The sequence below is a fragment of the Streptomyces sp. NPDC023573 genome (genome assembly GCF_055559735.1).
Genome location: NZ_JBVHKB010000003.1, coordinates 487,647 through 513,566 on the forward strand (window position 1 = coordinate 487,647; position 25,920 = coordinate 513,566).

Genomic DNA, 25,920 nt, shown 5'->3' on the forward strand with positions numbered 1-25,920 from the left:
CTCACAGGGGCAGACTCGTCAGGATCTCGTTGCGGTCGGGTCACGAGAAGTCTGCTGTGGTCGGGGGACAGTTCACGAGTGACCTCCCGACCGCCGGGCGGAGCGCGGCCTGGGTCACCGGTGGAGGCGGGCAGCCCATCGGGATGACGGCCCCTCCTGCGTTGACGACCCTCGTCCAGCATGCAACGAGGTCCCGCCGGACGGATTCGGTGGCGTCATGGGGCCGGCTGAGCTGTGCGATCACGGTGCTGGATTCCGTCTGGGACGCTGCCACACCCGTGCCAGCACCTTGCGGTTCTCCGCTATGAGCCGCTGAACGGGAGCGGGCTGCCGAGCGGGGCGAAACCCCGCTCAGGCGTGCTGTTCCGCTGAAGTGTGCTCCGATACGTCGACGCGGCAGCGGTCGCAGACGCCGGAGAGTTCCACGGTGTGTTTCACCTCTGTGAATCTCATGGTCTCGGCTACGCCGTCGGCCCACCGTTCCACGGGGTCGGCGTCGACCGCCGCGCTGAAGCCGCAGTCGCGACAGACGAGGTAGTGGCGGTGCCCGTCGGTGGGCCGAGGGCGGTAGAGACGTTCCCCAGTTTTCTCCCGCACGACGTCGACCTGCCCGGCGCGGTCCAGTGCGTGCAGGGTCCGGTAGACCGTGGTCAGGCCGACGGTGGTGCCCTCGGCTTCGAGGGTCTCGTGCAGTTCCTGTGCGGAGGTGAAGTCGGCTCGGTCGTACAGGGCGCTCAGGACAGCCATCCGCTGCCGCGTCGGACGCCATGACGCCGGTGACCGCGTTGCCGGTGCGTCGCGCAGGACGCCCACCTCCCATAGAGCAGGGCCAGTTGGCTGTGTGCCATGTCGGCCGGGTTCGCCTCGACGACGGAACGACCTTGCGTGGAGCTGATGGTCTTGGGTGCCGGGGCACCCGCCGACCTACCTGATCAGCTTATTGAATATGGAAGTCATTATCTACTACTGTCTGGTTGTGTCGCATCGGCGGTCGCGGATGTGACGGCAGGGGAGGGGCTCTCATGACGTTGTCGGACCAGGTGCCAGGAGCCGGGAGAGTCGGCGCGGAGCGGGGTCGGTGCGTCGGGGCCGGGCAATGCGTGCTCGCCGCACCGGCCGTCTTCGACCAGGACGAGCACGACGGGCTGGTGGTCGTCCTCGCCGAGGTGCCGGAGGCGTCCCAGTCGGACGCTGTGCACGACGCCGTGTGGGCCTGCCCGTCCGGGGCTCTCAGCTTCCGGTAGCACGAAGCCGGGTCGGCAGCCGCCGAGGGCGTTGAAGCCCGGCCGTGCATGCGTCCGTTCGTACATGGCCACCCGCCCGCGTGGGGGTGGCACTTCACGTGCCGTGGATGTCACCCCGGTGCTCGGTTCAGCTCAGCAGAACGTCAAGGAGAAGCATGTCCAGACAGATCGATCGCCGCGCCTTCCTCCGCCGCGGTGCGGCGGGCGCCGCGGCTCTCGCGGTGGGACCCGGCCTGCTGGCTGCGTGCTCCACCGACGAGCCCGGTGCGAACCCGAAGCCGGGATCGGGCTCCTCACCGCGCTCGGGCGGCACCTTCCGGGCGGCTTTCGTCGGAGGAGGTGCCTCCGAGACGCTCGACTTCTTCAACGGCCCGTCAGCACTCGATCTGGTGCGCGCCCGCGCCTGGCACGGCACCCTGGGCAACCTGGACCCCAACGGGCCCGACGGGGTGCGCTACGGCGTACTCAAGGGCATCGACATCTCCGACGACCTGTCCACGTACACACTGCACGTGCGACCCGGCGTCCGCTTCACCGACGGCTCCGAGCTCACCTCCGCCGACATCCTGCACTCGCTCAGCGCCCTCGCGGCCAAGAGCAAACTGCCCGTGTACCGGCTCGCCGCCGCCAACTTCGACCTGGCCCGCGCCAAGGCCGACGGGGGCCTGAAGGTTGTTCTGCCCACTCTGAGGCCCATCGCCGACGGCCGCATGATCCTGTGCCAGGGCAATTTCCTCGTCGTCAAGGACGGCACCAGGAAATTCGGCCAGGGCATGCCCAGTTGTGGTCCCTTCCGGCTGACGGAGTTCACGGCCGGTCAGGGGGCGGCGTTCGAGCGCTACGACGACCACTACGGCCACGTTCCCCACCTGGACGCCCTGGAACTGCGGTCGATCGCGGATTCGACCGCCAGGGCGGGCGCGCTCACCAGCGGTGAGATCGACTTCGCCCACGACCTCTCGCCCGTCACCGCGCGCACGCTCGCGGACAACGCGAAGGTCGAGCTGGTCCCCACGGAGAGCCCTTACCTGGTCGGCCTGTCCTTCCAGATGAACATGAGCGTCAAGCCCTTCGACGACCCCCGGGTCAGGGAGGCGTTCAAGCTAGCGGTCGACCGGAAGGCCATGGTCAGGACGGTCTTCTACGGCAAGGCCCAGGTCGGCAACGACCTGCCCTCCATGGGTTTCCCCGACTACGCCCAAGGCGTGCCCCAGCGCGCCCACGATCCCGAGCGGGCCCGTGAACTACTCAAGGAGGCCGGCGCCGACGGTATGAATGTGACGCTGACCACCGGTCCCGAGACGCCGGGCATGGTGGAAATGGCCGCCCTCTTCGTCGAGGACCTGATGAAGGCCGGCGTGCGGGCGTCGGTCCGCGAACTGCCCGCCGGGCAGCTCTACGCCGATTTCCCCGCCTACGCCGCGCTGCCGCTGGCCGCTTCGTACCAGATGCCCATTCCGGCGCTGTCGACGTACCAGATGAGCACGGCGGGCGGGTCGCCGTCGGCGTTCGGCTGGAAGGAGTCGGAGACCGATGCACTCGTGGCGAAGGCCCGTGCCGAACGGGACCCGGCCCAGGCGAAGAAGCTGAGCACGCAGGCGCAGCGTACGCGCTGGACGCAGGGCAACCAGGTGCTGCCGGTCTTCAAGCCGAACCTCAACGCCCAGGCCGAGGGCGTCGATGGAGTACGGGACGACCTCTTCGAACAGTTCCCCGGATTCTCCCGGGCGTCACTGGCGTGAGGCTGCTCGCATTCGGCTTCCGTCGCCTGGCGGGGGCCGCCGTCCTCCTGGTGCTGCTGTCGGCCGTTGTCTTCGCGGCCACGACGGTCCTGCCGGGAGACGCCGTCAGCGCGGTCGCCGGCGTGGACGCATCCGCGGCGCAACGCGCCGAAGTGCGTGCCGAACTCGGCCTGGACCGACCCGTCACCGAGAGATACGCGAACTGGGCGGCCGGGGCGGTCCGGGGCGACCTCGGGCGCGGCTTCGTGGGGGAGCGGTCGGTCACCGACGTCATCGCGACCCGCCTGCCCAACAGCCTCCTCCTCGCCGCACTGACGCTCGCGGTCACCGCGCCGCTCGCCGTGCTGCTCGGCCTGTGGACAGGGTTGCGCGGCGGCGCGGCCGATCGTGTGGTTTCCACGTCCGCGCAGATCCTGGCCGCCGTACCCGAATTCGTCATCGCCGCACTGCTCGTCGCCGTACTGGCCGTATGGCTGGATGTCCTCCCGCGCGTCTCGGTCATCCCCCTCGGGGGTACGCCGCTCGACGTCCCGCACGCACTGGTCCTGCCCGTGGTGACGCTCAGCGCGGTGGGTCTCGCGGTGGCCACCAGGCTGTTGCGGGTTTCCGTGGCGGACACCGCCGCCACGCCGCACTGCGAGGCGGCCCGGCTCAACGGTGTCCGCGGCGTGCGGCTGGCGGTGCGTCACATCCTGCCCAACGCCGCGGGACCGGCCGTACAGGCGCTCACCCTCACCACGGGTGCGCTGGTCGGCTCGGCGGTGGTGGTGGAGAACGTCTTCGACTACCCGGGGATCGGCCGTGAACTGCAACTGGCCGTCGCGGCGCGGGACGTGCCGATGGTGCAGGGAATCGCCACCGCGCTGATCGCGGTCATGCTCGCGGTGCTCCTGCTGGGGGACCTCTGCACGCGTCTGCTGGGAGCACGGGAGGGACACCGACGATGACGACGGTCCTGACACCACCGAAGAGGCGGACTCGCCCGGCGCTTCCGGGCACGCCCCGGCACCGGCGGCCGCCGCTGCTCACCTGTGCGGGCACGCTGCTCCTGCTTCTGCTCGCCCTGCTGGGGCCGCTGGCCGCGCCGTACAGTCCCACAGCCCAGCTCGCCGCGCCCTTCCAGCCACCTGACGGCCAGTTCCTCCTCGGCACCGACGTGCTGGGCCGGGACGTGCTGAGCCGTGTGCTCGGCGGAGGCCGGTCCATCGTGCTGACCGCGCTGGCCGGGACGGCTGCGGCCGGAGTCATCGGGATGGCCGCCGGCGTCCTGGCGGCCATGGTCTCCCGCGGGCTCGGAGACCTGCTGGTCCGCTGTGTGGACGCCCTCGCCGTCATCCCCGCCCTGCTGGTCGTTCTCGTCCTGGCCGCCGGGTTCCCCGGCAGCGACGTGGCCCTCGTGGCGGCCGTCGCCCTGGCCACCGCACCCTTCTCCACCAGGATCCTGCGCGCCGCGGGTTACGCGGTGCTGAGCAGCGGGTACGTCGAGGCGGCTCTGGCCCGCGGCGACACCCGGCGGGCCGTGCTCCGCCACGACGTGCTGCCCAACATCGCCGGACCGGCCCTCATGGACACAGCGCTACGGCTGGTCGCGTCCTTGCACCTCACCGCCACCGCGGGCTTTCTCGGCCTCGGTCAGGGGGGTGCGGCGCCGGACTGGGGGCGCATGGTGAGCGAGAACGTCCCGGGGGCGACGCTGGCCGCCGCGCCGTTCCTCGCACCGGCCCTGCTGCTCGTGGGGCTTTCCGTGTGTGTCGGTCTGCTGGCCGGGCGGCTGGCGGAAGTGGTGGGACGGGGGATCGCGTGAACGGGAATGGGACAACGGCTCGCGGGGCGGAGGGCCCGCTCGCCGAGGTCAACGGGCTGACGGTCGGTCCGGCGTCCGGCGGTCCGCCTGTCCTGCGGGACGCATGCCTGTCGGTGTCGCCGGGGCAGGTGCTGGGGGTCGTGGGCAGGTCGGGATCCGGCAAGAGCAGCCTGGCGTACAGCCTGCTCGGACATGTACGACCCGGCCTGGAGATACGGTCCGGAACCGTCCAGGTGACCGGACTCGACCCCTTCGCCCCTGTGGACGCCGGCCGGCTGCGGGGAAGTGTGGTGTCGTTCCTGGGACAGGACCCGGCATCGGCGCTCAACCCCGCGCTGCGGATCGGTGCGCAGATCGCGGAGGCGGTACGCCTGCGCTCGGCCGTGAAGCGTGCGGATGACGTCCGTACGCGGGTCGAGGAACTGCTGCTGTCCGTGCGGCTGCCGGCCGACAGGGCGTTTCGGCGACGGATGCCGCGGCAGCTGTCGGGAGGGCAGGCCCAACGCGTCGGCCTCGCACTGGCGCTGGCTGGTACGCCCCGCCTGCTGGTCCTCGACGAGCCCACCAGCGGTTTGGACACGGTCCTGGCCGACGCGATGCGCGGCCTGCTGGCCGAGGTCCTCTCCGACGGTGACCGCGCCGCGTTGCTGGTCAGCCACGACCCGGCGTGGATCGCGTCCGTGGCGGACGAGGTGATCCGTCTGGAGGGAGGGCGTATCGACACGGCGGGGCCGGTGAGGAGACCGGTGGCTGTTCTGCCACGGCCGGCCCACCGCGGTGGGTCCGGTCCGCAGCCTCCGCAGGAAGTCACCACCGGCAACGAGCTGCGTCTGCGGGGGCTGAGTGCCGCCCACGGTCGTATCGGCGTGTTGCACGACGTCACCCTCACGGTTCCCGGAGGTTCCTGGACCGCTGTCGTCGGTCCCTCGGGTTCAGGCAAGACCACCCTCGCCCGCTGCCTCGCAGGGCTCCACCGGCCCGCACGAGGCAGTGCCCAGTGGCGGGAGCCGGGTGCGGAGCGAGGACGCGGCGCTGCGGTACAACTCGTCGCACAGGACGCCCGCGGCGCCCTCAACCCCCGGGAATCCGTGAGGTCCGCGCTTCTGCGCCCTCTGAGGGGAATCGGGCGCCGACCCGCCGAGGACGCGCTCGAAGAAGCCCTACGGCTACTCGGTCTGGTCGGTCTGGACGAGGGTGTACTGACACGCAGACCGGGTGAGTTGTCGGGCGGCCAGCGTCAACGCGTCGCCTTGGCGCGGGCACTGGCGGCTCAGCCGCGCGCACTCGTCTGCGACGAGATCACCTCGTCGCTGGACCCGGACACGGCGAGCGGAGTCCTGGACCTGCTGGACTCGCTGCGGTCGACGACGGGGCTGACGGTCGTGATGGTGACGCACGACCTGAAGGCCGTCGCCCGCCGTGCGGAGCGGGTCGTCGTCCTGGACGCGGGGAGGGTGGTCGAGGACGGCCCCGCCGAACGGGTGCTCGTGGCCCCGGAACATCCTCGCACCAGGGAACTGCTCGCCCACGCCGGCGACGCCGTCCTCGCCGTACCGGAGGAGCAGGGCGTGGGGGACCTCTCATGAGCGGCAGGAGGAGCGCCTTGCCCACCGGGCGCTCCTCCCGGCCGCGCCTCAGGACAGGAGCAACTGCTGTGTCAGCGCCGCCTTGTCCACTTTTCCGACTGCGGTGAGCGGGAGGGCGGTGACCTGCACCACCTCGTCCGGTGCCTTGTGCCCGGCCAGTCCGCGTTCCTTGAGATGGGCGGCGGCCTCCCGGGCGCCGGGAGCCGAGCCCTCGCAGACGACGAAGGCGACGGACCGCTCACCCCACCGCTCGTCCGGCACACCGACCAGGGCCGCCGCCGTGATCGCCGGATGCGTCAGCAACTCCTCCTCCACCTCCACCGCGGCGATCTTCTCGCCGCCCCGGTTGATCTGGTCCTTGATCCGCCCCACCACCACGAGGTGTCCGGTGGGCAGGCGCCGCACCACGTCACCGGTCCGGTAGTGGCCGTCCGGCGTGAACGCCGTGCGGTTGGATTCCTCGGCACGGTAGTAGCCACGCAGCGTGTACGGACCCCGGGTGAGGAGTTCGCCCGCCGTCCCGTCGGGCACGGGCTTGCCGTCGGTGTCCACCACGAGAACCTCGTCGTCCGGCGACACGGGCCGGCCCTGGGTGGCACAGACCAGGTCCTCGGGGTCGTCAAGGCGCGTCAGGTTGATCAGACCCTCCGCCATGCCGAAGACCTGTTGCACGGTCGCCCCGAGCGCCGGTCCCAGCCTGCGGGCGTGGTCCTCCGGCAGTCGGGCCCCGCCGACCTGCACCACCGCGAGGCTGCCGAGGTCCCAGGAGCCGGACGCGGCCTCGTCCATCCAGTGGGGGACGAGCGGCGGGGTCAGGGAGGTCAGGGTCACGCCCTCCTGTTCGACGAGGGCGAACGCCGTCTGCGGGCTGGGGTCAGGCGCCACGACGACGGTGCCCCCGGCCATCAGAGTGCCCAGCACACCGGGACAGGCGAAGGTGAAGTTGAAGCCGATCGGCAGTACCGCCAGGTACACGGTCCGTGCGTCGAACGCACAGACGTCGGCGCAGACGCGGGCGTTGTAGGCGTAGTCGTCGTGTGTGCGCGGGATGAGTTTGGGGAGCCCTGTGGTGCCGCCGGACAGCAACAGGAGGGCGATGTCGGAGGGGTCGGCTCCGCCGTCGCCGAGGTCGTGACCCGAGGTGGCCGGCGGCGCCGTGCGGAGCGCATCGAAGGAGACGAACTCCTCGCCCGGTCCCGGATCGCCGACCACGATGACGTGCCTCAGCGAGTCGTCCGGTCCCTGTTCCGCCCGCACTTCGCGCATCAGTTCGCGGTGGTCGAACCTGGCGTGCCGGTCGGGCACCACACAGGCCACGGCACCCGCCACGCGCACCAGATGGCCGATCTCCCGGCGCCGGTGGCCGGGCATTGCGTGCACCGGTACCGCACCGAGCCGCTGCAAGGCGAACCACAGGAGTACGAACTCGGCGCGGTTCGGGAGCTGGACCACCACGCGGTCGCCCCGTCCGATGCCCAGTCCGCACAGTCCGCGGGCGATGAGGTCGGCCTCGGCGTCCAGCTGGGCGTAGGTCCAGCGGCGGTCGCCGTCGACGAGAGCGACGTGCCCTCCGTGCCTGGCCCCCCAGTGGCGCAACCGGGCTCCGAAGGTGACGCCCTCCCAGTGGCCGACGGCTCTGTACCGCGCCTTCTCAGCCTCGGGCCAGGTCCGTTGTGTCTCGCTCATGGGGCTCTGCCTCTCATCGCCGAGCCTCGTGGCTCTGGCGCTGGGTCTCGTTATGTGATTACGATGTGAACTGTAGAAATGATAATCATTTCTATCTAGGGCTCGGCCACCTGCGTGACGAACCTCCCGCCGCCTGCCGCCCTCGACACGACCCGCACCCATCCGATCGGAAGGCCCCATCAGTGAGCGACGAAGCGCTCGTCCAGGCGCGGACAGCGGATGGCGACCCCGCCGGCAGCGACCCGCACGCACCGACCGCGGTGCGCGCGGCGGTGGCGCGCGCACTGGAGCTGACGCCACAGCAACTGGCGTACGACCGGGACCTCTTCGAGCTCGGCCTCGACTCACTGATGCTGATGTCCCTCGTCGGCGCCTGGCGACGGGCGGGCAGCACCGTCACCTTCCAGGACCTCACGCGCGAGCCGACCTTGCGGGCGTGGACGGTCCTGCTCGGGCAGGCGCGGCCCGACGGCGAACCCGCCCCCGCACGTCCCACCCCGTCGGACGTGACGGCCGTCGAAGAGGAGGAGTCCGGCTCCTTCCCGCTGGCCACCATGCAGCACGCCTACTGGATCGGACGTCAGGACGGACAGCCCCTCGGCGGCGTCGCCGCGCACTTCTACGTCGAACTGGACGGTCAGGACGTCGATCCGGACCGGCTCGATGCCGCCCTGCGCGCCCTCGTGCGGCGGCACGGCATGCTCAGGTCCGTCTTCGACGATGAGGGCCGCCAGCGCTTCGGTGCCGCGGGTGCGCCCCTCACCGTCCACGATCTGCGTGCACGCACCACCGGCGAGGCAGAGTCCGAGCTGGAGGTGCTGCGCGAGAACAACACCCACGCCCGCCCGGACATCACCAGGGGCGAGGTCTTCCGTGTCACCCTGTGCCTGCTCCCCGGCGGGCGGACCCGGCTGCAGATCGACCTGGACATGATGGCCGGGGACGCCCTGAGCCTGCGGGTCCTCCTGTCCGACCTGCGCCGCTTCTACGAGTGTCCTGACGCTCCGCCGCGCGAGATGGGCCTGGACTACCGCCGGTACCTCGCGGAGCACGACGTCCGGCGAAGAGCCGAACGCGAACAACACGCCGCCTGGTGGCGAGAGCGCCTGCCGGACCTGCCCCGCGCCCCCCGGCTGCCGACGACCGTCGACCCGCTCACCCCCGTCAACGCGGACGACACCGCGCTCACCCACTCCCGCCGGCTGCACCACTGGCTCGGTCCCGCCGACAAGGCCGTGCTCATCGCTGCGGCCCGCCGGCACGGCATCACCCCCGCCGCCGCCCTCGCCACCGCCTTCGCCGAGGTCATCGCCGCCTGGAGCGACAGCCGGCGCTTCCTGCTCAACCTCCCGCTGTTCGACCGCGAGATGTTCACCCCCGAAGTGGCCCATCTGGTCGGTGACTTCAGTAGCTCGGTCCTGCTCGACGCGGACCTGAGCGCGCCGCACCCGTTCTCCCGGCAGGCCCGCGGCCTCCAGGAACGCCTGCAGGAGGGCATCGCCCACGGGGCGTACGGCGGCGTCGAGGTGCTGCGCGACCTCGCCCGCGTCGAGGGCGCCCCGGTGCTGGCACCCGTCGTGTACACCAGCGCCATCGGCCTGGGCGAGATATTCGAGCAGGACGTCCAGAAGTCCTTCGGCCACCCTTCCTGGATCATCTCGCAGGGACCGCAGGTCTACCTGGACGCGCAGGTCACCGAACTCGACGGCGGTCTCCTCCTCAACTGGGACGTGCGTGACGGCGTGTTCGAGACCGGAGTCCCCGACGCCGCGTTCGGCGCCTACCGCCGCCTCATCAGCCGTCTCGTGACCGACCCCGAAGCGTGGGACCGGCCGGTGAACGGCCTGCTCGCGACCGACGTCCTGCCGCGCCGCGCCGTGGCGGCCCTGCCCGCCACGCCGGTCCCTGCCCGCGCCCTGCACACCCGCTTCTTCCGGCTGGCGGGGACCGAGCCCGGCCGCGCCGCGGTCATCAGCACGACGGGCGACACGCTCACCTACGGCGAACTCGGCCGCACGGCACGGCAGATCGCCGCGCTGCTGCGCGACCACGGGGTGCGGGAGGGAGACACCGTCGCGGTGACCCTGCCCAAGGGCGCCGACCAGGTCGCCGCGGTGCTCGGCATCCTGGCCGCCGGCGCCGCCTATGCCCCCGTCGGAGTGGAGCAGCCCGCCGTACGACGGGCCCGCATCCACGCCGTGGCCCAAGCGTCCGCCGTTCTCACCGACCGGGACCACGCCCACCTGTGCGGGGAAGTTTCCACGGCTCCGGTGCTGCTCCTGGAGGACGCGGCGAAGGCGGAACCCGCACAGGTCGTGCAGCCGGATCCCGCCCTGCCCGCCTACGTGCTGTTCACCTCGGGTTCGACCGGACTGCCCAAGGGCGTCGAGGTGTCGCACCGAGCGGTCGTCAACACCATCGAGGCGATGGAGCATCAGCTCGGACTCGGCCCCTCGGACCGCACGCTCGCGATCTCCGCGCTGGACTTCGACCTCGCCGCCTGGGACATCTTCACCCCGCTGTCACTCGGCGGCCAGATGGTCGCCGTGGGACAGGAGCACCGCCGCGACGCCCACCTCTGGGCACGGCTGGTGCGCACACACGGGGTCACGCTGGTGCAGTGCGTGCCCGCCCTGCTGGACCTGCTGATGGCCGCCGGCGAGGTCGACGGCCTCGGCGACTCCCTGCGCATGGTGTTGCTCGGCGGGGACTGGATCGGACTCGACCAGCCCCGCAGACTGCGGGCCCTCGTACCCGGCTGCCGTTTCGTGGTACTCGGCGGCATGACGGAGGCCGCGGTCCACTCCACGGTCTTCGAGGTGGCGGAGACCGACCCGGCCTGGAAGTCGGTCCCGTACGGTGTTCCGCTGCGCAACATGCGGGCGCGTGTCGTGGACGGGCGCGGCCGCGACTGCCCCGATCTCGTCCCCGGCGAGCTGTGGATCGGCGGCCCGGGGGTGGCGAACGGCTATCGGGGGGACCCCGAGCGGACCGCTGAACGCTTCGTCGAGCACGACGGCGAACGCTGGTACCGCAGCGGCGACCTGGCCCGCTACCGGCCCGACGGAGTGCTGGAGTTCCTCGGCCGCGCCGACCACCAGGTGAAGATCGGCGGCCACCGCATCGAACTCGGCGAGGTCGAGTCCGCGCTGGAGGACGACCCCGCCGTCCTGCACGCCGTCGCCACCGTCCTCGGCACACCGTCGCGGCACCTCGCCGCGGCCGTCTCCGTCCACGGTGAGGCACCCGACCCGGAGAGGGTCCGGCTCAGGGCTGCGGACCGCTTGCCCGCCTACATGGTCCCCGAGCGTGTCCTCGTCCTGCGCGACCTGCCGCTGACGCCCAATGGCAAACTCGACCGGGCCGCCGTCCGCCAGGCGCTGACCGAGGCCGCAGGCCAGGACGGACCGCACACCTCCCCGCCGACCGGTCCCGTGGAGACGGCCGTGGCGGCCGAGTGGGCCGATCTGCTCGACGTAGCCGACGTGGGACGCGAGAGCAGCTTCTTCCTGCTGGGCGGCGACTCGCTCGTCGCGACCCGCATGATCGGCCGGCTGCGCGCCGCCGGATTCCCCGGCGCCCGTGTGGCCGACCTCTTCGCCCGCCCCGTGCTCCAGTACTTCTGCGAGACGCTGCACCCCGCGACGACCACCCACGAGCAGGCAGCCGTCCTCGTGCCCGACCCGGACCACGCCCACGAGCCCTTCCCCCTGACGGACGTCCAGGCCGCCTACCACACCGGACGAGACCCTCGCTTCACCCTCGGCGGCGTCGGCACCTGGCACTACACGGAGTTCGACGGCACGGACGTCGACCTGCCCCGGCTGGAGCGCGCCTGGAACACCCTCGTCGCCCGCCACGGCATGCTCCGTGCCGTCGTCGAGGACGGATGTCAGCGCGTCCTTCCCGAGGTGCCACCCGTGCGCATCCCCGTGGGGAACGCGTACAGCGGCGATGCGACCGAGGCGCTCGCGGACCTGCGCGCCCGCCTGTCCCGCCAGGTCCGTGACCCCGCCCGGTGGCCGCTCTTCGCGATCGAGGCGGTGCGCTACCGAGAGGACGGGGATGCCGGGAAGGGGGACGGTGAGGTACGGACCCGCATCGGCATCGGGCTGGACTACCTGGTGCTCGACGCGCTCTCCATCACCACGCTCTACGCCGAACTGAACGCGCTCTACGCCGACCCGGACCAGCAACTGCCGCCCGTCGACGTGACGTTCCGCGACTATCTGACCCGCCTCCCGGAGGACCAGGAGGCGGCAGCGCGAGCCCGTGCCCACTGGCAGTCCCGCCTGGCCGAACTGCCGCCGCCTCCCGCCCTGCCCTTCGACCGCGACCCCGCGACTCTCGACACGCCCGTCTTCACCCGGCGCCGGCTGACCGTACCCGCCGAGGACTGGCAGGCCGTCAAGCGGGACGCGGCCCGGCACGGCCTCACCCCCTCCACCGTCCTGCTCGCCCTGTACGCGGAAACCCTGGCGACCTGGAGCGGGAGTGACGCCCTGACTCTCACGCTCACCCTCTTCAACCGGCGTGACGTCCATCCCGACATCCACCGGGTGCTGGGCGACTTCACCTCCCTGTCCCTCGCCGGATACCGGCGCGAGGGCACATCCTGGTTGGCGGCGGCCAGGGTCCTGCAACGCCGTCAGGCCGAGGACCTCGACCACTCCGACGTGCCGATCGACTGGCTGCTGCGGGAGTTCGGCCGACGCACGGGCACGGTGGACGCTGCCGCGCCCGTCGTGTTCACGAGCGCCATCGGCGTCGGTGACGCGACGCTGGCCGCACCGGACACCGGCTTCCCCGCCAAGGTCTGGGGCATCTCCCAGTCACCGCAGGTCTGCCTGGACAACCAGGTCACCGAGGAGTCCGGGAACCTGGTCGTCACCTGGGACGCCGTCGAGGAGCTGTTCTCCGATGGCGTGCTGGACGCCATGTTCGCCGCCTACGAACGGCTGTTGCGGCACACCGCCGCCGCCGGCGACTGGGAAGCCCCGCTCCCCGACCTGCTGCCCGACTCCCAGTACGAACGCCGGGCTGCCGAGGCACGGGAGGCCGCCCTCGATCCGGTGGCTCCCCGCCTGCTGCACGATGCGTTCTTCAGTCACGCGACCACCACGCCCGGCCGCACCGCCCTCGTCACGACGGCAGGGCAGGAGGTTGCCTACGGAACCCTCGCCGGGCGGGCGTTGCGCATCGCCGCGGCACTCTGCGACGCGGGCGTACGGCCGGGGAACCTGGTCGCGGTCACCCTGCCCAAGGGCCCGGAACAGATCGCGGCGGTCCTGGGGGTCCTCGCGGCCGGAGCCGCCTACGTGCCCCTCAGCCTCGAACAGCCCACCGCACGACTGGAACGCGTGCACGCCACCGCCGGGTTCGAGGTGGTCCTCGGAACCTGGCCCGCTCCGGAGGCGACCGGCCCCCGCAGCCTGTCCTTCGCGGCCACCCAGCACCACGAGCCGCTGCCCACACCCTGTACGGCGTTTCCGCAGACGCTCGCCTACGTGATCTTCACATCGGGCTCCACGGGCGAGCCCAAGGGAGTCGAGATCACCCACGCCGCAGCCTGGAACACGATCGCCGACATCAACGCCCGCCACGACATCGGCGGGGACGACCGCGTACTCGCCCTCTCCGCGCTGGACTTCGACCTTTCCGTGTACGACGTCTTCGGCCTGCTCGCGGCAGGAGGCTCCCTCCTGCTGCCCACCGAGGACCAGCGCCGTGAACCTGCCCGCTGGCCGGGCCTGCTGGAGCAGCACCGCGTGACCGTCTGGAACACCGTGCCCGCCCTGCTCGACCTGCTGCTCGACGCCGACGAACAGGACGGCGTGGAAGGCAGCCGGATCGCGGGGCTGCGGACCGCACTGGTCTCCGGTGACTGGATCGGCCTCGACCTGCCCGCCCGGCTGCGGGCCCGGACAGCGCGGCCCTGCTCGTTCGTCGCCATGGGTGGCGCCACGGAAGCCGCCATCTGGTCCAACACCCTCACCGTCACGGATCTGGATGCCCGCTGGGTATCCATCCCGTACGGACGCCCCCTGACCGGGCAGCACTATCGCGTGGTCGACCGGAACGGCCGGGACTGCCCCGACTGGACGCCCGGCGAACTGCTGATCGGGGGTGCCGGACTGGCTCGCGGCTACCTGGCCGACCCGGCCCGCACTGCCGAGAAGTTCGTCGAGCAGGACGGGCGACGCTGGTACCGGACGGGTGACCTGGGCCGGTTCCGGGGTGACGGACTGCTGGAGTTCCTCGGCCGGCTCGACAGCCAGCTGAAGATCTCGGGGCACCGTATCGAGGCGGGCGAGATCGAGGCCGCCCTGGAAGCGCACCCGGCCGTCGCGCGGGCCGCCGTCGTGGCCGTGGGGGAACGCACCGCCAAACGCCTGGTCGCGTTCGCCGTACCTCAGGACCCCACCACGTTCTCCACGCCCGCCACCGAGTCCGCCCCTTCCCGTCCGGGCACGCCCTTCGAGGAACCGGAACTGGCCGATGGGCTCTTCGCCCTGCTGGCGGAACGCGTGCCGGTCTACGCCGTCCCGTCCCGCATTCTCCTGCTCCCCACGCTGCCTCTCACCGCGAACGGCAAGGTCGACCGGGGAGCACTGGCCGGCCTGGCGGGCCCGCAGGCGGTGTCCGCCGGCGCCGAACCGCCACGGGGCCGCGCCGAGGAAGCCCTTGCCGCGCTCTGGCACGAACACCTGCCGCAATGGGTGCCGGACCGTGACGCCAACTTCTTCACCGCAGGCGGCGACAGCCTCACCGCACTGCGCCTGCTGACCGCGATCGAGCGCCGTCTCGGGGCCACCGTGCCCGCCCGCCGCTTCTTCGCCGCACCGACCATCGCCGCGCTCGCCGCGGACGTCACCCGCACGCTCGCGGCCCACGCGACCACCTATGAGACCGGAGAGCTGTGAACATCGCTGAACTGCTGGCCCGATACGCCGACGAGGGCGTGGTGCTCTGGGCCCAGGACGGACAACTGCGGTTCCGGGCCCCCCAGGGCCGGCTCACCGACACGCACCGCGCCGAACTGCGCACGCACAAGGACGCCATCCTGCGCCACCTGGAGGCAGGGGAGCCCACGCTGCGGAGCGACCCCGACAACCGCCACGAACCGTTCCCGCTGACGGACATCCAGGCCGCCTACCTCATCGGCCGCACCGACGCCTACGCCTACGGCGGCATCGGCTGCCACGCCTACGTCGAGCTGCGCTACCCCGACCTCGACGTGGACCGAGTGACCGCCGCGTGGCGCGAGTTGGTCCAGCGCCACGACATGCTCCGTGCCGTGGTCCATCGCGACGGCCACCAGCGGGTCCTGCCCGAGGTGCCCGCCCTCGTGGTCGGGACCGACGACCTGACCGCGCTCCCGTCCGACACCGCCGAGGCGGAGCTGGAACGCACGCGAGCACGACTGTCCACCCGCGAGGCCCCCACCGACCGGTGGCCGCTCTTCGCCGTGCACGTCACCCGGACCGCCGGGCAGGCTGTGCTCCACCTCTCCTTCGACATGCTCGTCGTCGACCACGCCAGCCTGCGCATCCTGCTCGCCGAGTTCCAGCGGAGCTACGGCGGTGCCGCCCTCTCCGACGCGCCGCGGATCACCTTCCGCGACTACGTCCTGGCCCGCCGCGCCCTCGCCGACAGCGACGCACACACCCGCGACCGCACCTACTGGACCGGACGCCTCGACACCCTGCCGCCCGCCCCCGAACTCCCCCTCGCCGAACACTGGGAAGCCGGTGTGGGCGACCACGGGGGGACAGGCCGCACGCCGGCTGCCGACGGCACGGTGACGTTCCGCCGACTGGAGACCCTGCTGTCCGCGGCCGACCGGGACCGCCTCACCGGGCGGGCCGCGCGGCGAGGACTGACCGCGTCGACCGCCCTGCTCACCGCGTACGCCGAGACGGTCGGCGCCTGGTCCCGCACCAGCCGCTTCACGCTCAACGTGCCCACCGTCGACCGACCCGCTCTCCACGACGACATCGACCGCCTCATCGGCGACTTCACCTCGCTCGAACTCCTCGCCGTCGACCTCGACGCCCCTGCCACCTTCACCGACCGGACCAGGGCGGTGGGGGAGCAGCTCCTCGAAGACCTGGCGCATGCGTCGTTCACCGGCTCGGACGTGCTCGCCGAACTCTCCCGCCACGCCGGCTCCCCGGTGCTGATGCCGGTCGTCTTCACCAGCGCCCTGGGCACCGGCGCCACCTCCGAGGGAGTACCTCCCGAGGTGACGTACGCCGTGACCCGGACCCCGCAGGTATGGCTCGACTGCCAGGTCATGCACCGCGGAGACGCGCTGAGCCTGTCCTGGGACATCCGGGAGGGCGCACTCGCCCACGGGGTGGCCGACGCCATGTTCGAGGCGTACACGGCAGTCGTACGGTCGCTGTCGGCCGAGGGCGAAGCCGGAGAGGCCGCCTGGGACACCCCGGCCCGCATCCCTCTGCCCGAGGCGCAGGCGGTACGCCGACGCGCGGTCAACGCGACCGAGGGGCCCCTGCCGGACGCCCTGCTCCACGAACCCGTACTCACCCAGGCGCAGGCCACACCGGACGCGATCGCCGTCCGGACCCCCGAACTCGCTCTCACCTACCGACAGCTCGTGGCCCACGCGAGTGCCGTGGCCCAGGCACTCACGGCCTCCGGGCTCCGCCCCGGTGAACCCGTGGCCATCTGGGCCGACAAGGGCTGGGAGCAGGTCGTCGCGGTCTTCGGCACCCTCATGGCGGGCGGCGCCTACCTGCCCGTCGACACCGCTCAGCCACCGGCCCGCCGGGACACGATCATCGCGGACGCGGGCGTCCGTACGGTCCTCACCCAGTCCTGGCTCGCCGGGACCGACGACCTGCCGGAAGACATCACAGCCGTCGCCGTCGACCTCGTCGTGCCCGAGGACACGGCGGCCACGGTGGACGGGCCCGGACCCCGACGCGCTCCGGACGACCTCGCCTACATCATCTACACCTCGGGCTCCACCGGCACGCCCAAGGGCGTGATGATCAGTCACCGAGCAGCTCTCAACACCATCGAGGACATCAACCGGCGCTACGCCGTCACCGCGAGCGACCGCGTCCTCGGCATCGCGGGACTGGGCTTCGACCTGTCCGTCTACGACCTGTTCGGGCCGCTCGCGGTGGGCGCCACCCTCGTCCTGCCCGCGGCCGACCGGCGAGGGGACCCCTCCCACTGGGCCGAACTCGTCCGCGACCACGAAGTGACCGTGTGGAACTCGGTCCCCGGGCAGCTCCACATGCTGTGCGACTGGCTCCGCTCCGAGCCCCCCGCCGGCGACGCCTCGCTGCGGCTCGCGCTGATATCCGGCGACTGGATACCCGTCTCGCTGCCCGACCAGGCCCGTGAACTCCTCCCGGGACTGGACGTCATCTCGCTCGGCGGAGCCACCGAGGGCTCCATCTGGTCCATCGCCCACCCGATCGGCGAGGTGGACACCGCCCGCCCGAGCATCCCGTACGGCAAGCCCCTGACCAACCAGACCTTCGCCGTCCTCGACCGGAACCTGCGGCCCCGCCCCGAATGGGTACCGGGCGAGCTGTACATCGGCGGTGCCGGCGTCGCCCTGGGCTACTTCGGCGACGAGGAGCGCACGGCACAGAGGTTCCTCACCGACCCCGCCACCGGAGCGCGCCTGTACCGCACGGGCGACCTCGGGCGGTACCTCCCCGACGGAACCATCGAGTTCCTGGGCCGCGAGGACGCCCAGATCAAGATCCGCGGATACCGCGTCGAACTGGCCGAAGTGGAGGCCGCCGTACAGGCCCACCCGGCGGTCGCGGCCGGCGCCGTGATCGTCGACGATTCCGCGGCGGGCGGACGGCGCCTCGCCGCGTTCGTGGAGACGGCCCGCAAGGACGGGGATGCCGGCCGTCCCGGAGCACCCACCGGCGACGGCTACGAGCCCGCCGCGGCGACCAGGACACAGGCGCGTACGGTGGCCGCCGACGCCGTACGTCAAGCCTCCGCCGCCGTCGACACCGCGCGGCTCACGGACTTCCTCACCGCCCTCGACGAGGTGGCCGTCGCCGAGATGACCCGCGTCCTCGCCGCCTCCGGAACGTTCGCCGACGGTGCGTCGCGCACAGCGCAGGAAGTAGGCACGGCCCTGCGCGCCACGCCCCGGCACCGGCACATCGTGCGCCGCTGGCTGCGCGCCCTGGCCGTTCGCGACCGGCTCACCCACCAGAGCCCGGACGACACCTACACCGGCCTTGTGCCCGTGTCCGAGACCGAGAAGGGGCACCGCTGGCAGCGGGCCGCGGCGCTGGAGGGCGAGATCGGCTGGAGCACGGAGCTGCTCACCGTCATGCGTACGTGCGCCGAGCGACTGCCCGAGCTGATCTCGGGCGAGACGGCCATCCAGGAGCTGCTCTTCCCCGGAGCGGCCACCGAGGCCGCGGACGCCGCCTACCGCGACAACCTCGCCATCCGGCACCTCAACCGCGCGGTGGTCGCCGCACTGCGCGAGATCGCCGCCGGCCATACCGGCGAGGAGCGGATGCGGGTCCTGGAAGTGGGCGGCGGCGTCGGCGGCACCACCGGCGAACTCGTGCCCGTCCTCGCCGAGTACGGCGTGGACTACCTGTTCACCGATGCCTCCGCCTTCTTCCTGAACGAGGCCCGCGAACGCTTCGCCGACCATGCCTGGGTCCGCTACCAGCGCTTCGACGTCGACGAGGACCCCCGCGCCCAGCATCTGCTGCCCAACACCTTCGACGTCGTGATCTGCGCCAACACACTCCACGCCGCCGCCGACGCGGACGCCGCCGTGGGCCGGCTGCGGGAACTGCTGGTGCCGGGCGGCCAGCTGGTGTTCGTGGAGAACACCCGCGACGAGAACCTCCCCCTGCTGGTCTCCATGGAGTTCCTGGAGGTCGCCGGCCGGACCTGGACCGATGTTCGCGAGCACACCGGACAGTCCTTCCTCACCCACACCCAGTGGCGCGAACTCCTGGACGCACAGGGGGCGTCGGAGATCACCTCACTCCCCGACGCCCGGGACCCCCTGGCCCTCACCGGGCAGGAGGTCTTCTTCGCCACACTGAAGGACGACCGCCGGCACGTTCCCACGGGTGAGCTTGCCCGCACGGCGGCCACCCGGCTCCCGGAGTACATGCTTCCGTCGGTGTGGCAGGTCGTCGACACCCTGCCCCGTACGGCCAACGGCAAGACGGACCGCGCTCGCCTTCGGACCTGGCTGCCCCGCGAAAGCGCACCGGTCGTCGTGGACGAGCAGCCGAAGGACGAGCTGGAGAACAGCCTCGCCGACCTGTGGGCGGAACTCCTCGCTGTCGGACGTGTCACCCGCAACGACGACTTCTTCGACCTCGGCGGCGACTCCCTCCTGGTCGCACGCATGGTGAGCCGCCTGCGCGAACGCGTACCGCAGGCGGCCGACCTGGAGTGGGAGGTCGTCCTGCGCCACATGCTGCGCCGCCCCACGGTCGCCGGTCTCGCCGGGTTCCTGCGCGGCCTGGCCGGCCCCGAGGACGCGCCCTCGGCGGACACCGTGCGCACCGACCCGGTGATCCACCTGCACGGCGCCCGCTCCGAGGACGAGCCGACGACCGTCCTGGTACACGCGGGAACCGCGACGATCATGCCGTACCGGGCGCTGGTCACCGAGATCAGACGCCGCTCACCGGGCCTCGCCGAGGTCGTCGGCGTGGAGGTCCCGGACCTGAACGGATTCCTCGCCGCGCCACCTGAGGGACTCATCGAGAAGATGGCGGCCGACTACGCCCGCGCCCTGACGGCGGACGGCCGCAGCCGCTTCCACGTCGTCGGCTACTGCCTGGGCGGCCTGATCGCCACCGAGGTGGCCCGCAACCTGGCCGAGTCCGGGGCCGAGGTGGAGAGCCTCACCGTCATCAGCAGCCACAGCCCCCGCTTCCGGCTCGACGACGAACTCCTCGCCGAGTACTCCTTCGCCGTCATGATGGGCATCGACCCGGCCGACCTCAGCTTCCCCGACGACCAGTACCGGGTCGCAGCGGCCGCCGACGCCGTCCTCGCCGCCAGTCCCGGTGTACTGCCGGACGGCGGACTCGCCGGACTGCCCGTGGAGTTCGAGGACGTCGCGGCGCGCTTCCGGGAACTGGCGGAAGTTCCCCGCGCGACCCGCATCGAGCGGATGTGCGGGGCGGTTCCCGCCTCAGCGGGGACTTACGAACCCGAGCACATGACGCGGCTCTTCCTCGCGTTCCGGCAGAGCGTCTTCGCCATCACCCGCTACGACGCCGAGCCCTACGCCGGCGACATCACCTTCCTGCGCCACGACGGCGCCTATCCCTTCCCCGGGAGCAAGGACGCCGTCACCACCTACTGGGAGGAACTGACGCTGGGAGACCTGGACATCGTCGACATCGGCGGCGACCACTACAGCTGCCTGTCCGTGGAGCACGCGCCCGGCATCCTCAAGACCCTCGGTGAGCTGACCCAGGGGGCGATCACCCGATGAACAAGCCTGTGATCGGGGTCCTCGGGGCATCCGGTGCAGTCGGCCGGGCCGCCGTACGGGAACTGCGCACGCTCGGCCACACCGGGCTCCGCCTGGGAGGACGGACCGCGTCGGCCCTGAGCGCCGTCGCTGATGAGGACCCCACCGGCCACGACGAGACGGTCCGGGCCGACGCCACCGCTCCGGACGGCCTGCGCGCCTTCACCGAGGGCTGCGACATCGTCCTCAACTGCGTCGGCCCCACATACCGGCTGCGGGCCGCAGTGGCCTCCGCGGCACTCGCCGCCGGTGCGCACTGCGTCGACGTGGCCGGGGACGACCCTGCCGCCGAAGACCTCCTCAAGGCCGGTGATCCAACCCTCGACGGCCGCACCGTCGTCCTCTCCGCGGGAGCCCTGCCCGGGTTGTCGAGCCTCCTGCCGCGCTGGCTGGCCGGGCAGGGACCGGACACGGCCGCAGCGCTGACCGCGTACTGCGGTGGCCTGGAGACCTGTTCACCGACCGTGGCGCACGATCTCATGCTCTCCCTGACCTCCGGTGGCGCGGACGGTGCGGCATTCGGTGAGGCGCTTGCGGCCGTCCGCGGCGGGCGGCGGGTGTCACGTGCCCTGCGCACGGCTGAGGACACCGAGCACGAGGCGTTCCCCGGCCGGATCGCGGTGCAGCCCTATCTCAGCGGCGAGAGCGAACGCCTCGCCACCGTCCTGGGCCTGGACCGACTCGACTGGTACAACGTCCACCCCGGCCCGGCCGTACGCGCGCTGCTCAACGTCCTGCCGGGACGTCTCGCGGCCGGAGAAGACCCCGACCGGCTCGCGGAGCGGCTGATCCTGGCCGCCGACCTCGACCTGGCCGGACGCAAGCCCTACTACGTCATGGACTTCGCGCTGTCGGGAACGGCGTCCGCACATCCGGCCACCGCGGGGGTGACCCTGCGCGCCGCCAGCAGCTACCGCCTGACCGCGGCCGTCGGCGCCCTCGCGGTGGAAGCGGTACTGCGGGGTGAGGTCCCGGCGGGCGTGCACTTCGCCTGCGACGTCCTGGATCCGCACACCGTGGTCACACACCTGCGAGCCCACGGCGCCGCCGACCTCCGGCTCACCGGCTCGGCGGCAGAAGCCGAACAAGTGGAAGAAGGCGTGCTGTGAGCGAAGCGTCGCCCCTGCGTGTACTGGTCTGCGGCACCAACTTCGGCCGCTTCTACGCCGAGGCGGTACGCCGGCGCCCCGGCTACCTCCTGGCCGGCGTCCTGAGCCGGGGGTCGGCAGCGTCACGCGCGTACGCCCAGAACCTGGGCGTCCCGTTCCACACGGACGTGGACGACCTTCCGGAGGACATCGACGCCGCCTGTGTCGCGGTGAGTTCCTCCATATCCGGTGGCCCGGGCACCGAGCTGGCCAGAGCGCTCATGGACCGGGGCATCCACGTCCTCCAGGAACACCCCGTCCACCTCACCGAGCTGACGGACAACCTCAAACACGCCCGCAAGCGGGGGGTGCAGTACCGTCTCAACACCCACTACCCGCACGTCGCTCCCGTCCGCGCCTTCATCGAGGCAGCCCGCCGGCTGGTCCAACGACAGCGACCGCTCTTCGTGGACGCGGCCACCCCGGTCCACCTCATGCATCCCCTGGTCGACATCCTCGGTCAGGCGATGGGCACGCTCCGGCCCTGGCGGTTCGCGGACCCGGCGCCCCTGCCCGCTGAGATCGGACCGCAGCCCTTCCGTTCCCTGCACGGCGTGTTCGCCGGCGTACCCCTCACCCTGCGGGTGCACCACCAGCTCGACCCGTCCGACCGGGACAACCACGCCCTGCACTGGCACCGCGTCTCCGTCGGAACAGAAGGCGGGGTGCTCACCCTGGCCGACACCCACGGCCCGGTGCTGTGGAGCCCCCGGCTGCACATCGGCCGGGACACGGAACGGCGGTTCGTGCTGGACGGTCCGGGCACCGGGCGACTGGGCCTCGGCACCACGGCCGTGGTCGGCGCCACGGGAAGCTTCCGCATGGTCTTCTCCGACCTGTGGCCCGAAGCGATCGGCACGGCCCTCGACGGCCTCCGCGAGGCTGTCGCCCAGGGTGGGGACGCGTTGCGCGGGGGCCAGTACGACCTGGCCGTGTGCCGCATCTGGACCGACCTCGCGGCACGGCTGGGTCCACCCGAGATCGTCCGGCCGGCCACCCCCCGGCCCCTGGCGGTCAGCGACGTCTTCCCGGTGCCGGAGGGGTTCCCTGGCGACACCACGTCCCGCCCGGAACCGCCCTCGCACCTCGCGGGCCCGGCACCCGCCGAGGTGCCGCCCGGCTCGTCGCCCGAGACGGTGCCGGTCCGTCCCGCGGACTCCGCGCCGTACTCCCCGTCGGCCGAGTTCTTCGACCTCTTCGCCGCCGAGCACACCGCGACCTCCAGCGTCCCGGCGGTCGCCGCCCTCCTCGCCGAAGCGGACCTGAGCGCGGGGCCGGTCGTCGACATCGGTGCGGGCACCGGTCTGGTGACCGAGGCCGTGGCCCGGGCCAGGCCGGACGCGCAGATCATCGCCTGTGAACCGTCGGTCGGCATGCGGGCCGTGCTCACCAGCCGTGTCTTCAGCGACGAAGACCTGCGTACCCGGGTGACCGTCACCGCGGACTCCGCTCCCGACCTGGAGCTTCCCGACCGGATCAGCGTCGTCCTGCTGTGCGGAGTTCTCGGCCACCTCGACGCCGAAGGACGGGCCAGGCTGTGGCGGCGGCTGCACCAACGGCTGGCCCCCGGCGGGCTCGTCATCGTCGAACTCATGCAGTTCGAACGGCCCTCGGCCCTGCCCGAGACCCGGCTCGCCACCGCCAGAGCCGGCCGCCACCGCTATGAGTGGTCGTTCGCCGGAGCACCGGACGAGGCCGAGGGCGGCGCGATGCGCCTGCACTCCACCTGGCGGGTCTACCGGGACGGTGCCGCCCATGCCGAACGCGAAGTGCGCGACTCCTATCGCTGGGCGCCCTTCGGACTGCAGGACGTGGCGGCCGAGTCCGGCATGACGGCACGCGCCCTGCCCACCCGCCCCGGAGCGCCCCCACTGGCCGTACTCACCCGGACACCCGGCGGCTCCGACACGGTCCCACGGCTGCCGCACGCCCGGACCCCGTCCGACGGCCCGGACGCCCCGCGCACGACCACTCCGCTCGTCTCCTCTCCCTCCGAAGGCCAGGACCCAACATGAGCACCTCCGAGACCTCGACGGCGTCTCACGCCTCCGATCCACTCCGCACGGACACCGCGGCGGACACCACGGCCCCACTCCGGGACTTCCCCATCCAGCGCGGCTGCCCCTTCGCCGCGCCCGCGGAGTACGACGCGCTGCGCACCGACGACCCGGTCGCCCGCGTCACCCTGCCGACCAAGAAGGAAGCCTGGGTCGTCACCCGCTACGACGACGTCCGCGAACTGCTCTCCGACCCCCGTGTCAGCGCGGACATCCGCCGCCCTGGCTTCCCGGCCCTCGGCGAGGGCGAACAGGAGGCCGGGGCACGGTTCCGTCCCTTCATCCGCACCGACGCCCCCGAGCACACCAAGTACCGGCGCATGCTCCTGCCGGTCTTCACGGTGCGCCGGGTCCGGGAGATGCGCCCCGCCGTACAGGCACGGGTGGACGAGATCCTGGACGGCATGCTCGCCGCAGGCGGCCCCGTCGACTTCGTCTCCGCGTACGCCAACGCAGTCTCCACCTCGGTGATCTGCGAACTCCTCGGCATCCCGCGCGAGAACCTGGAGTTCTTCCGGGACGTCACCCGGGTCTCCGGCTCCCGCGACAGCACCGCCGAACAGGTCGCCGAAGCCCTCGGCGGGCTCTTCGGCCTGCTCGCCGAACTCATCGCCGAACGGCGGGAGGAACCGCAGGACGACCTGATCTCCAAGCTCGTCACCGACCACCTCGCCACCGGCAACGTGACCATGGACCAGCTGCTGTCCACCCTCGGCATCACCATCAACGCCGGTCGCGAGACCACCACGAGCATGATCGCCCTGAGCACCCTGCTCCTCCTGGACAGGCCGGAGCTGAAGGAGGAACTGCTCCGCGATCCCTCCCTCATGCCCGCAGCCGTCGACGAGCTCCTGCGCGTCCTGTCCGTCGCGGACTCCATCCCCCTGCGCGTGGCCGCCGAGGACATCGACCTCTCCGGCCGGACGATCCCCGCCGACGACGGCGTCATCGCCCTCCTCGCCGGGGCCAACCACGACCCCGAGCAGTTCGACGAGCCGGAGCGGGTCGACTTCCACCGCACCGACAACCACCACGTCGCGTTCGGCTACGGCGTCCACCAGTGCGTCGGACAACACCTGGCCCGGCTGGAAATGGAGGTCGCCCTGGAGACGCTCATCCGCCGGGTCCCCACCCTCCGCCTCGCCGGTGACCGGGACGACGTCGCCGTCAAGCACGACTCGGCCACCTTCGGCCTCGAAGAACTGAGGGTGACCTGGTGACCGCGTCCTCCTCACCGAACCTGTCGTTCCAGCAACCCGCCCAGCACTTCCCCCGGCCCTCCGCACGCGCCGGCCGAGCCGACAGCCCCTGGATCAGGCGGTGGAGCGGCGGACCCGCTCCCCGCTTCACGCTCGTATGCCTGCCGCACGCGGGCGGAAGCGCGGGCTTCTACCGGCCCTGGGCACCACTGATGCCCCCCGAGGTCGAACTCCTCGCCATCCAGTACCCCGGCCGCGAGGACCGGCTCGAAGATCCCGGGGCGGCCGACATGGGGGAGCTGGTCAGCGCGGTGGCTGACGCCCTCGAACCGCTGCTCGACCGGCCGTACGCCCTCTTCGGACACAGCATGGGCTCCGCCGTGGCCTGGGAGCTCGCCCACGAGCTCACCGGCCGCCGAAGCCTCGCCCCGCACCGGCTGTTCGCGTCAGGCAGGGCGGCTCCCGGCACCGCCGTGACTGGGCAACTGCACCGCCAGAACGACGACACCCTGGGCGCCGAACTGGCACGCCTCGGCGGAACCAGCCAAGAGATCCTGGACGACCCCGGACTGCGGTCCCTGATCCTGGCGGCCGTGCGCCACGACTACCGGATCATCGAGACGTACCGGCCGGCGGAGCGGCCGCCCCTGGCCTGCCCCCTGCACGTGCTGACCGGCAGCACGGACCCCGAACTCGGGTCGGAACGCGGCCGCGACGGGGCAGGCGGCTGGGCGGACCTCACCACCGCCCGCACCGAAGTCCGCGTCTTTCCCGGCGACCACTTCTACCTCACCCCCCGACGCCGCGAGGTCGTCGCCACCGTGCTGCGCCGACTGGATCCCTCGCTGACCATCGGCGGCGCACACACCTGGCCGAGCACCCCGTGAACCGAGACCGCACGGCCACCCGCACACGACCCACC

At 72.0% G+C, this 25,920-nt stretch carries 13 protein-coding genes; 11 read left to right on the forward strand and 2 right to left on the reverse strand.

Going from position 1 to position 25,920, the window contains the following annotated elements; genetic code table 11:
• Positions 1-351 precede the first annotated feature (351 nt).
• A complete protein-coding gene (locus ACZ32T_RS12675; RefSeq protein ID WP_467366712.1) occupies positions 352-813 on the reverse strand; it encodes a Fur family transcriptional regulator in 462 nt (153 codons plus the stop codon).
• A 209-nt stretch (positions 814-1,022) separates the two neighbouring features.
• On the opposite strand from ACZ32T_RS12675, the gene ACZ32T_RS12680 reads away from it, so the two are divergent.
• The 5 genes from ACZ32T_RS12680 (at position 1,023) to ACZ32T_RS12700 (ending at position 6,376) form a co-directional block, all read left to right on the forward strand.
• The gene (locus ACZ32T_RS12680; protein WP_467366714.1) at positions 1,023-1,244 is read left to right on the forward strand and encodes a ferredoxin; all 222 of its coding nucleotides are present in this window, start codon (positions 1,023-1,025) and stop codon (positions 1,242-1,244) included.
• A gap of 155 nt (positions 1,245-1,399) precedes the next feature.
• Positions 1,400-2,986, forward strand: a complete 1,587-nt coding sequence (locus tag ACZ32T_RS12685; RefSeq protein WP_467366716.1) for an ABC transporter substrate-binding protein — start codon at positions 1,400-1,402, stop codon at positions 2,984-2,986.
• The gene (locus ACZ32T_RS12690) at positions 2,983-3,933 is read left to right on the forward strand and encodes an ABC transporter permease (RefSeq protein ID WP_467366718.1); all 951 of its coding nucleotides are present in this window, start codon (positions 2,983-2,985) and stop codon (positions 3,931-3,933) included. The genes ACZ32T_RS12685 and ACZ32T_RS12690 overlap by 4 nt, the downstream gene beginning before the upstream one ends.
• On the forward strand, positions 3,930-4,790 hold the full coding sequence (locus ACZ32T_RS12695) for an ABC transporter permease (protein ID WP_467366720.1): 861 nt from the start codon (positions 3,930-3,932) through the stop codon (positions 4,788-4,790). The genes ACZ32T_RS12690 and ACZ32T_RS12695 overlap by 4 nt, the downstream gene beginning before the upstream one ends.
• The gene (locus ACZ32T_RS12700) at positions 4,787-6,376 is read left to right on the forward strand and encodes an ABC transporter ATP-binding protein (protein ID WP_467366722.1); all 1,590 of its coding nucleotides are present in this window, start codon (positions 4,787-4,789) and stop codon (positions 6,374-6,376) included. Before ACZ32T_RS12695 ends, ACZ32T_RS12700 begins: the two co-directional genes overlap by 4 nt.
• Positions 6,377-6,424: 48 nt before the next feature.
• Here ACZ32T_RS12700 and ACZ32T_RS12705 read toward each other — a convergent pair whose 3' ends face one another.
• The gene (locus ACZ32T_RS12705; protein WP_467366724.1) at positions 6,425-8,062 is read right to left on the reverse strand and encodes a (2,3-dihydroxybenzoyl)adenylate synthase; all 1,638 of its coding nucleotides are present in this window, start codon (positions 8,060-8,062) and stop codon (positions 6,425-6,427) included.
• A 260-nt stretch (positions 8,063-8,322) separates the two neighbouring features.
• On the opposite strand from ACZ32T_RS12705, the gene ACZ32T_RS12710 reads away from it, so the two are divergent.
• The 6 genes from ACZ32T_RS12710 to ACZ32T_RS12735 are packed head-to-tail and all read left to right on the forward strand — an operon-like array spanning position 8,323 to position 25,885.
• Complete coding sequence (locus ACZ32T_RS12710; protein WP_467366991.1) at positions 8,323-14,985, forward strand: amino acid adenylation domain-containing protein; 6,663 nt, start codon at positions 8,323-8,325, stop codon at positions 14,983-14,985.
• Positions 14,982-20,555: a non-ribosomal peptide synthetase gene (locus tag ACZ32T_RS12715; protein ID WP_467264339.1), complete on the forward strand. Its 5,574-nt coding sequence runs from the start codon at positions 14,982-14,984 to the stop codon at positions 20,553-20,555. The genes ACZ32T_RS12710 and ACZ32T_RS12715 overlap by 4 nt, the downstream gene beginning before the upstream one ends.
• On the forward strand, positions 20,552-21,703 hold the full coding sequence (locus tag ACZ32T_RS12720) for a saccharopine dehydrogenase NADP-binding domain-containing protein (RefSeq protein WP_467264340.1): 1,152 nt from the start codon (positions 20,552-20,554) through the stop codon (positions 21,701-21,703). The genes ACZ32T_RS12715 and ACZ32T_RS12720 overlap by 4 nt, the downstream gene beginning before the upstream one ends.
• Positions 21,700-23,757 carry a Gfo/Idh/MocA family oxidoreductase gene (locus ACZ32T_RS12725; protein ID WP_467366726.1) on the forward strand — a complete coding sequence of 686 codons (2,058 nt, stop codon included), beginning with the start codon at positions 21,700-21,702 and terminating at the stop codon, positions 23,755-23,757. The genes ACZ32T_RS12720 and ACZ32T_RS12725 overlap by 4 nt, the downstream gene beginning before the upstream one ends.
• The gene (locus ACZ32T_RS12730) at positions 23,754-25,019 is read left to right on the forward strand and encodes a cytochrome P450 (RefSeq protein WP_467264343.1); all 1,266 of its coding nucleotides are present in this window, start codon (positions 23,754-23,756) and stop codon (positions 25,017-25,019) included. Before ACZ32T_RS12725 ends, ACZ32T_RS12730 begins: the two co-directional genes overlap by 4 nt.
• Entirely contained in the window at positions 25,016-25,885 is an 870-nt protein-coding gene (locus ACZ32T_RS12735) for a thioesterase II family protein (RefSeq protein ID WP_467366728.1), read from the forward strand. The genes ACZ32T_RS12730 and ACZ32T_RS12735 overlap by 4 nt, the downstream gene beginning before the upstream one ends.
• Positions 25,886-25,920 lie beyond the last annotated feature (35 nt).

Bases quoted from the DNA above. Each gene is read 5' to 3' on its own strand.
- ACZ32T_RS12680 (WP_467366714.1), top strand. From the start codon at position 1,023: ATGACGTTGTCGGACCAGGTGCCAGGAGCCGGGAGAGTCGGCGCGGAG.
- ACZ32T_RS12685 (WP_467366716.1), top strand. From the start codon at position 1,400: ATGTCCAGACAGATCGATCGCCGCGCCTTCCTCCGCCGCGGTGCGGCG.
- ACZ32T_RS12695 (WP_467366720.1), top strand. From the start codon at position 3,930: ATGACGACGGTCCTGACACCACCGAAGAGGCGGACTCGCCCGGCGCTT.
- ACZ32T_RS12705 (WP_467366724.1), bottom strand. From the start codon at position 8,062: ATGAGCGAGACACAACGGACCTGGCCCGAGGCTGAGAAGGCGCGGTAC.
- ACZ32T_RS12720 (WP_467264340.1), top strand. From the start codon at position 20,552: ATGAACAAGCCTGTGATCGGGGTCCTCGGGGCATCCGGTGCAGTCGGC.
- ACZ32T_RS12730 (WP_467264343.1), top strand. From the start codon at position 23,754: ATGAGCACCTCCGAGACCTCGACGGCGTCTCACGCCTCCGATCCACTC.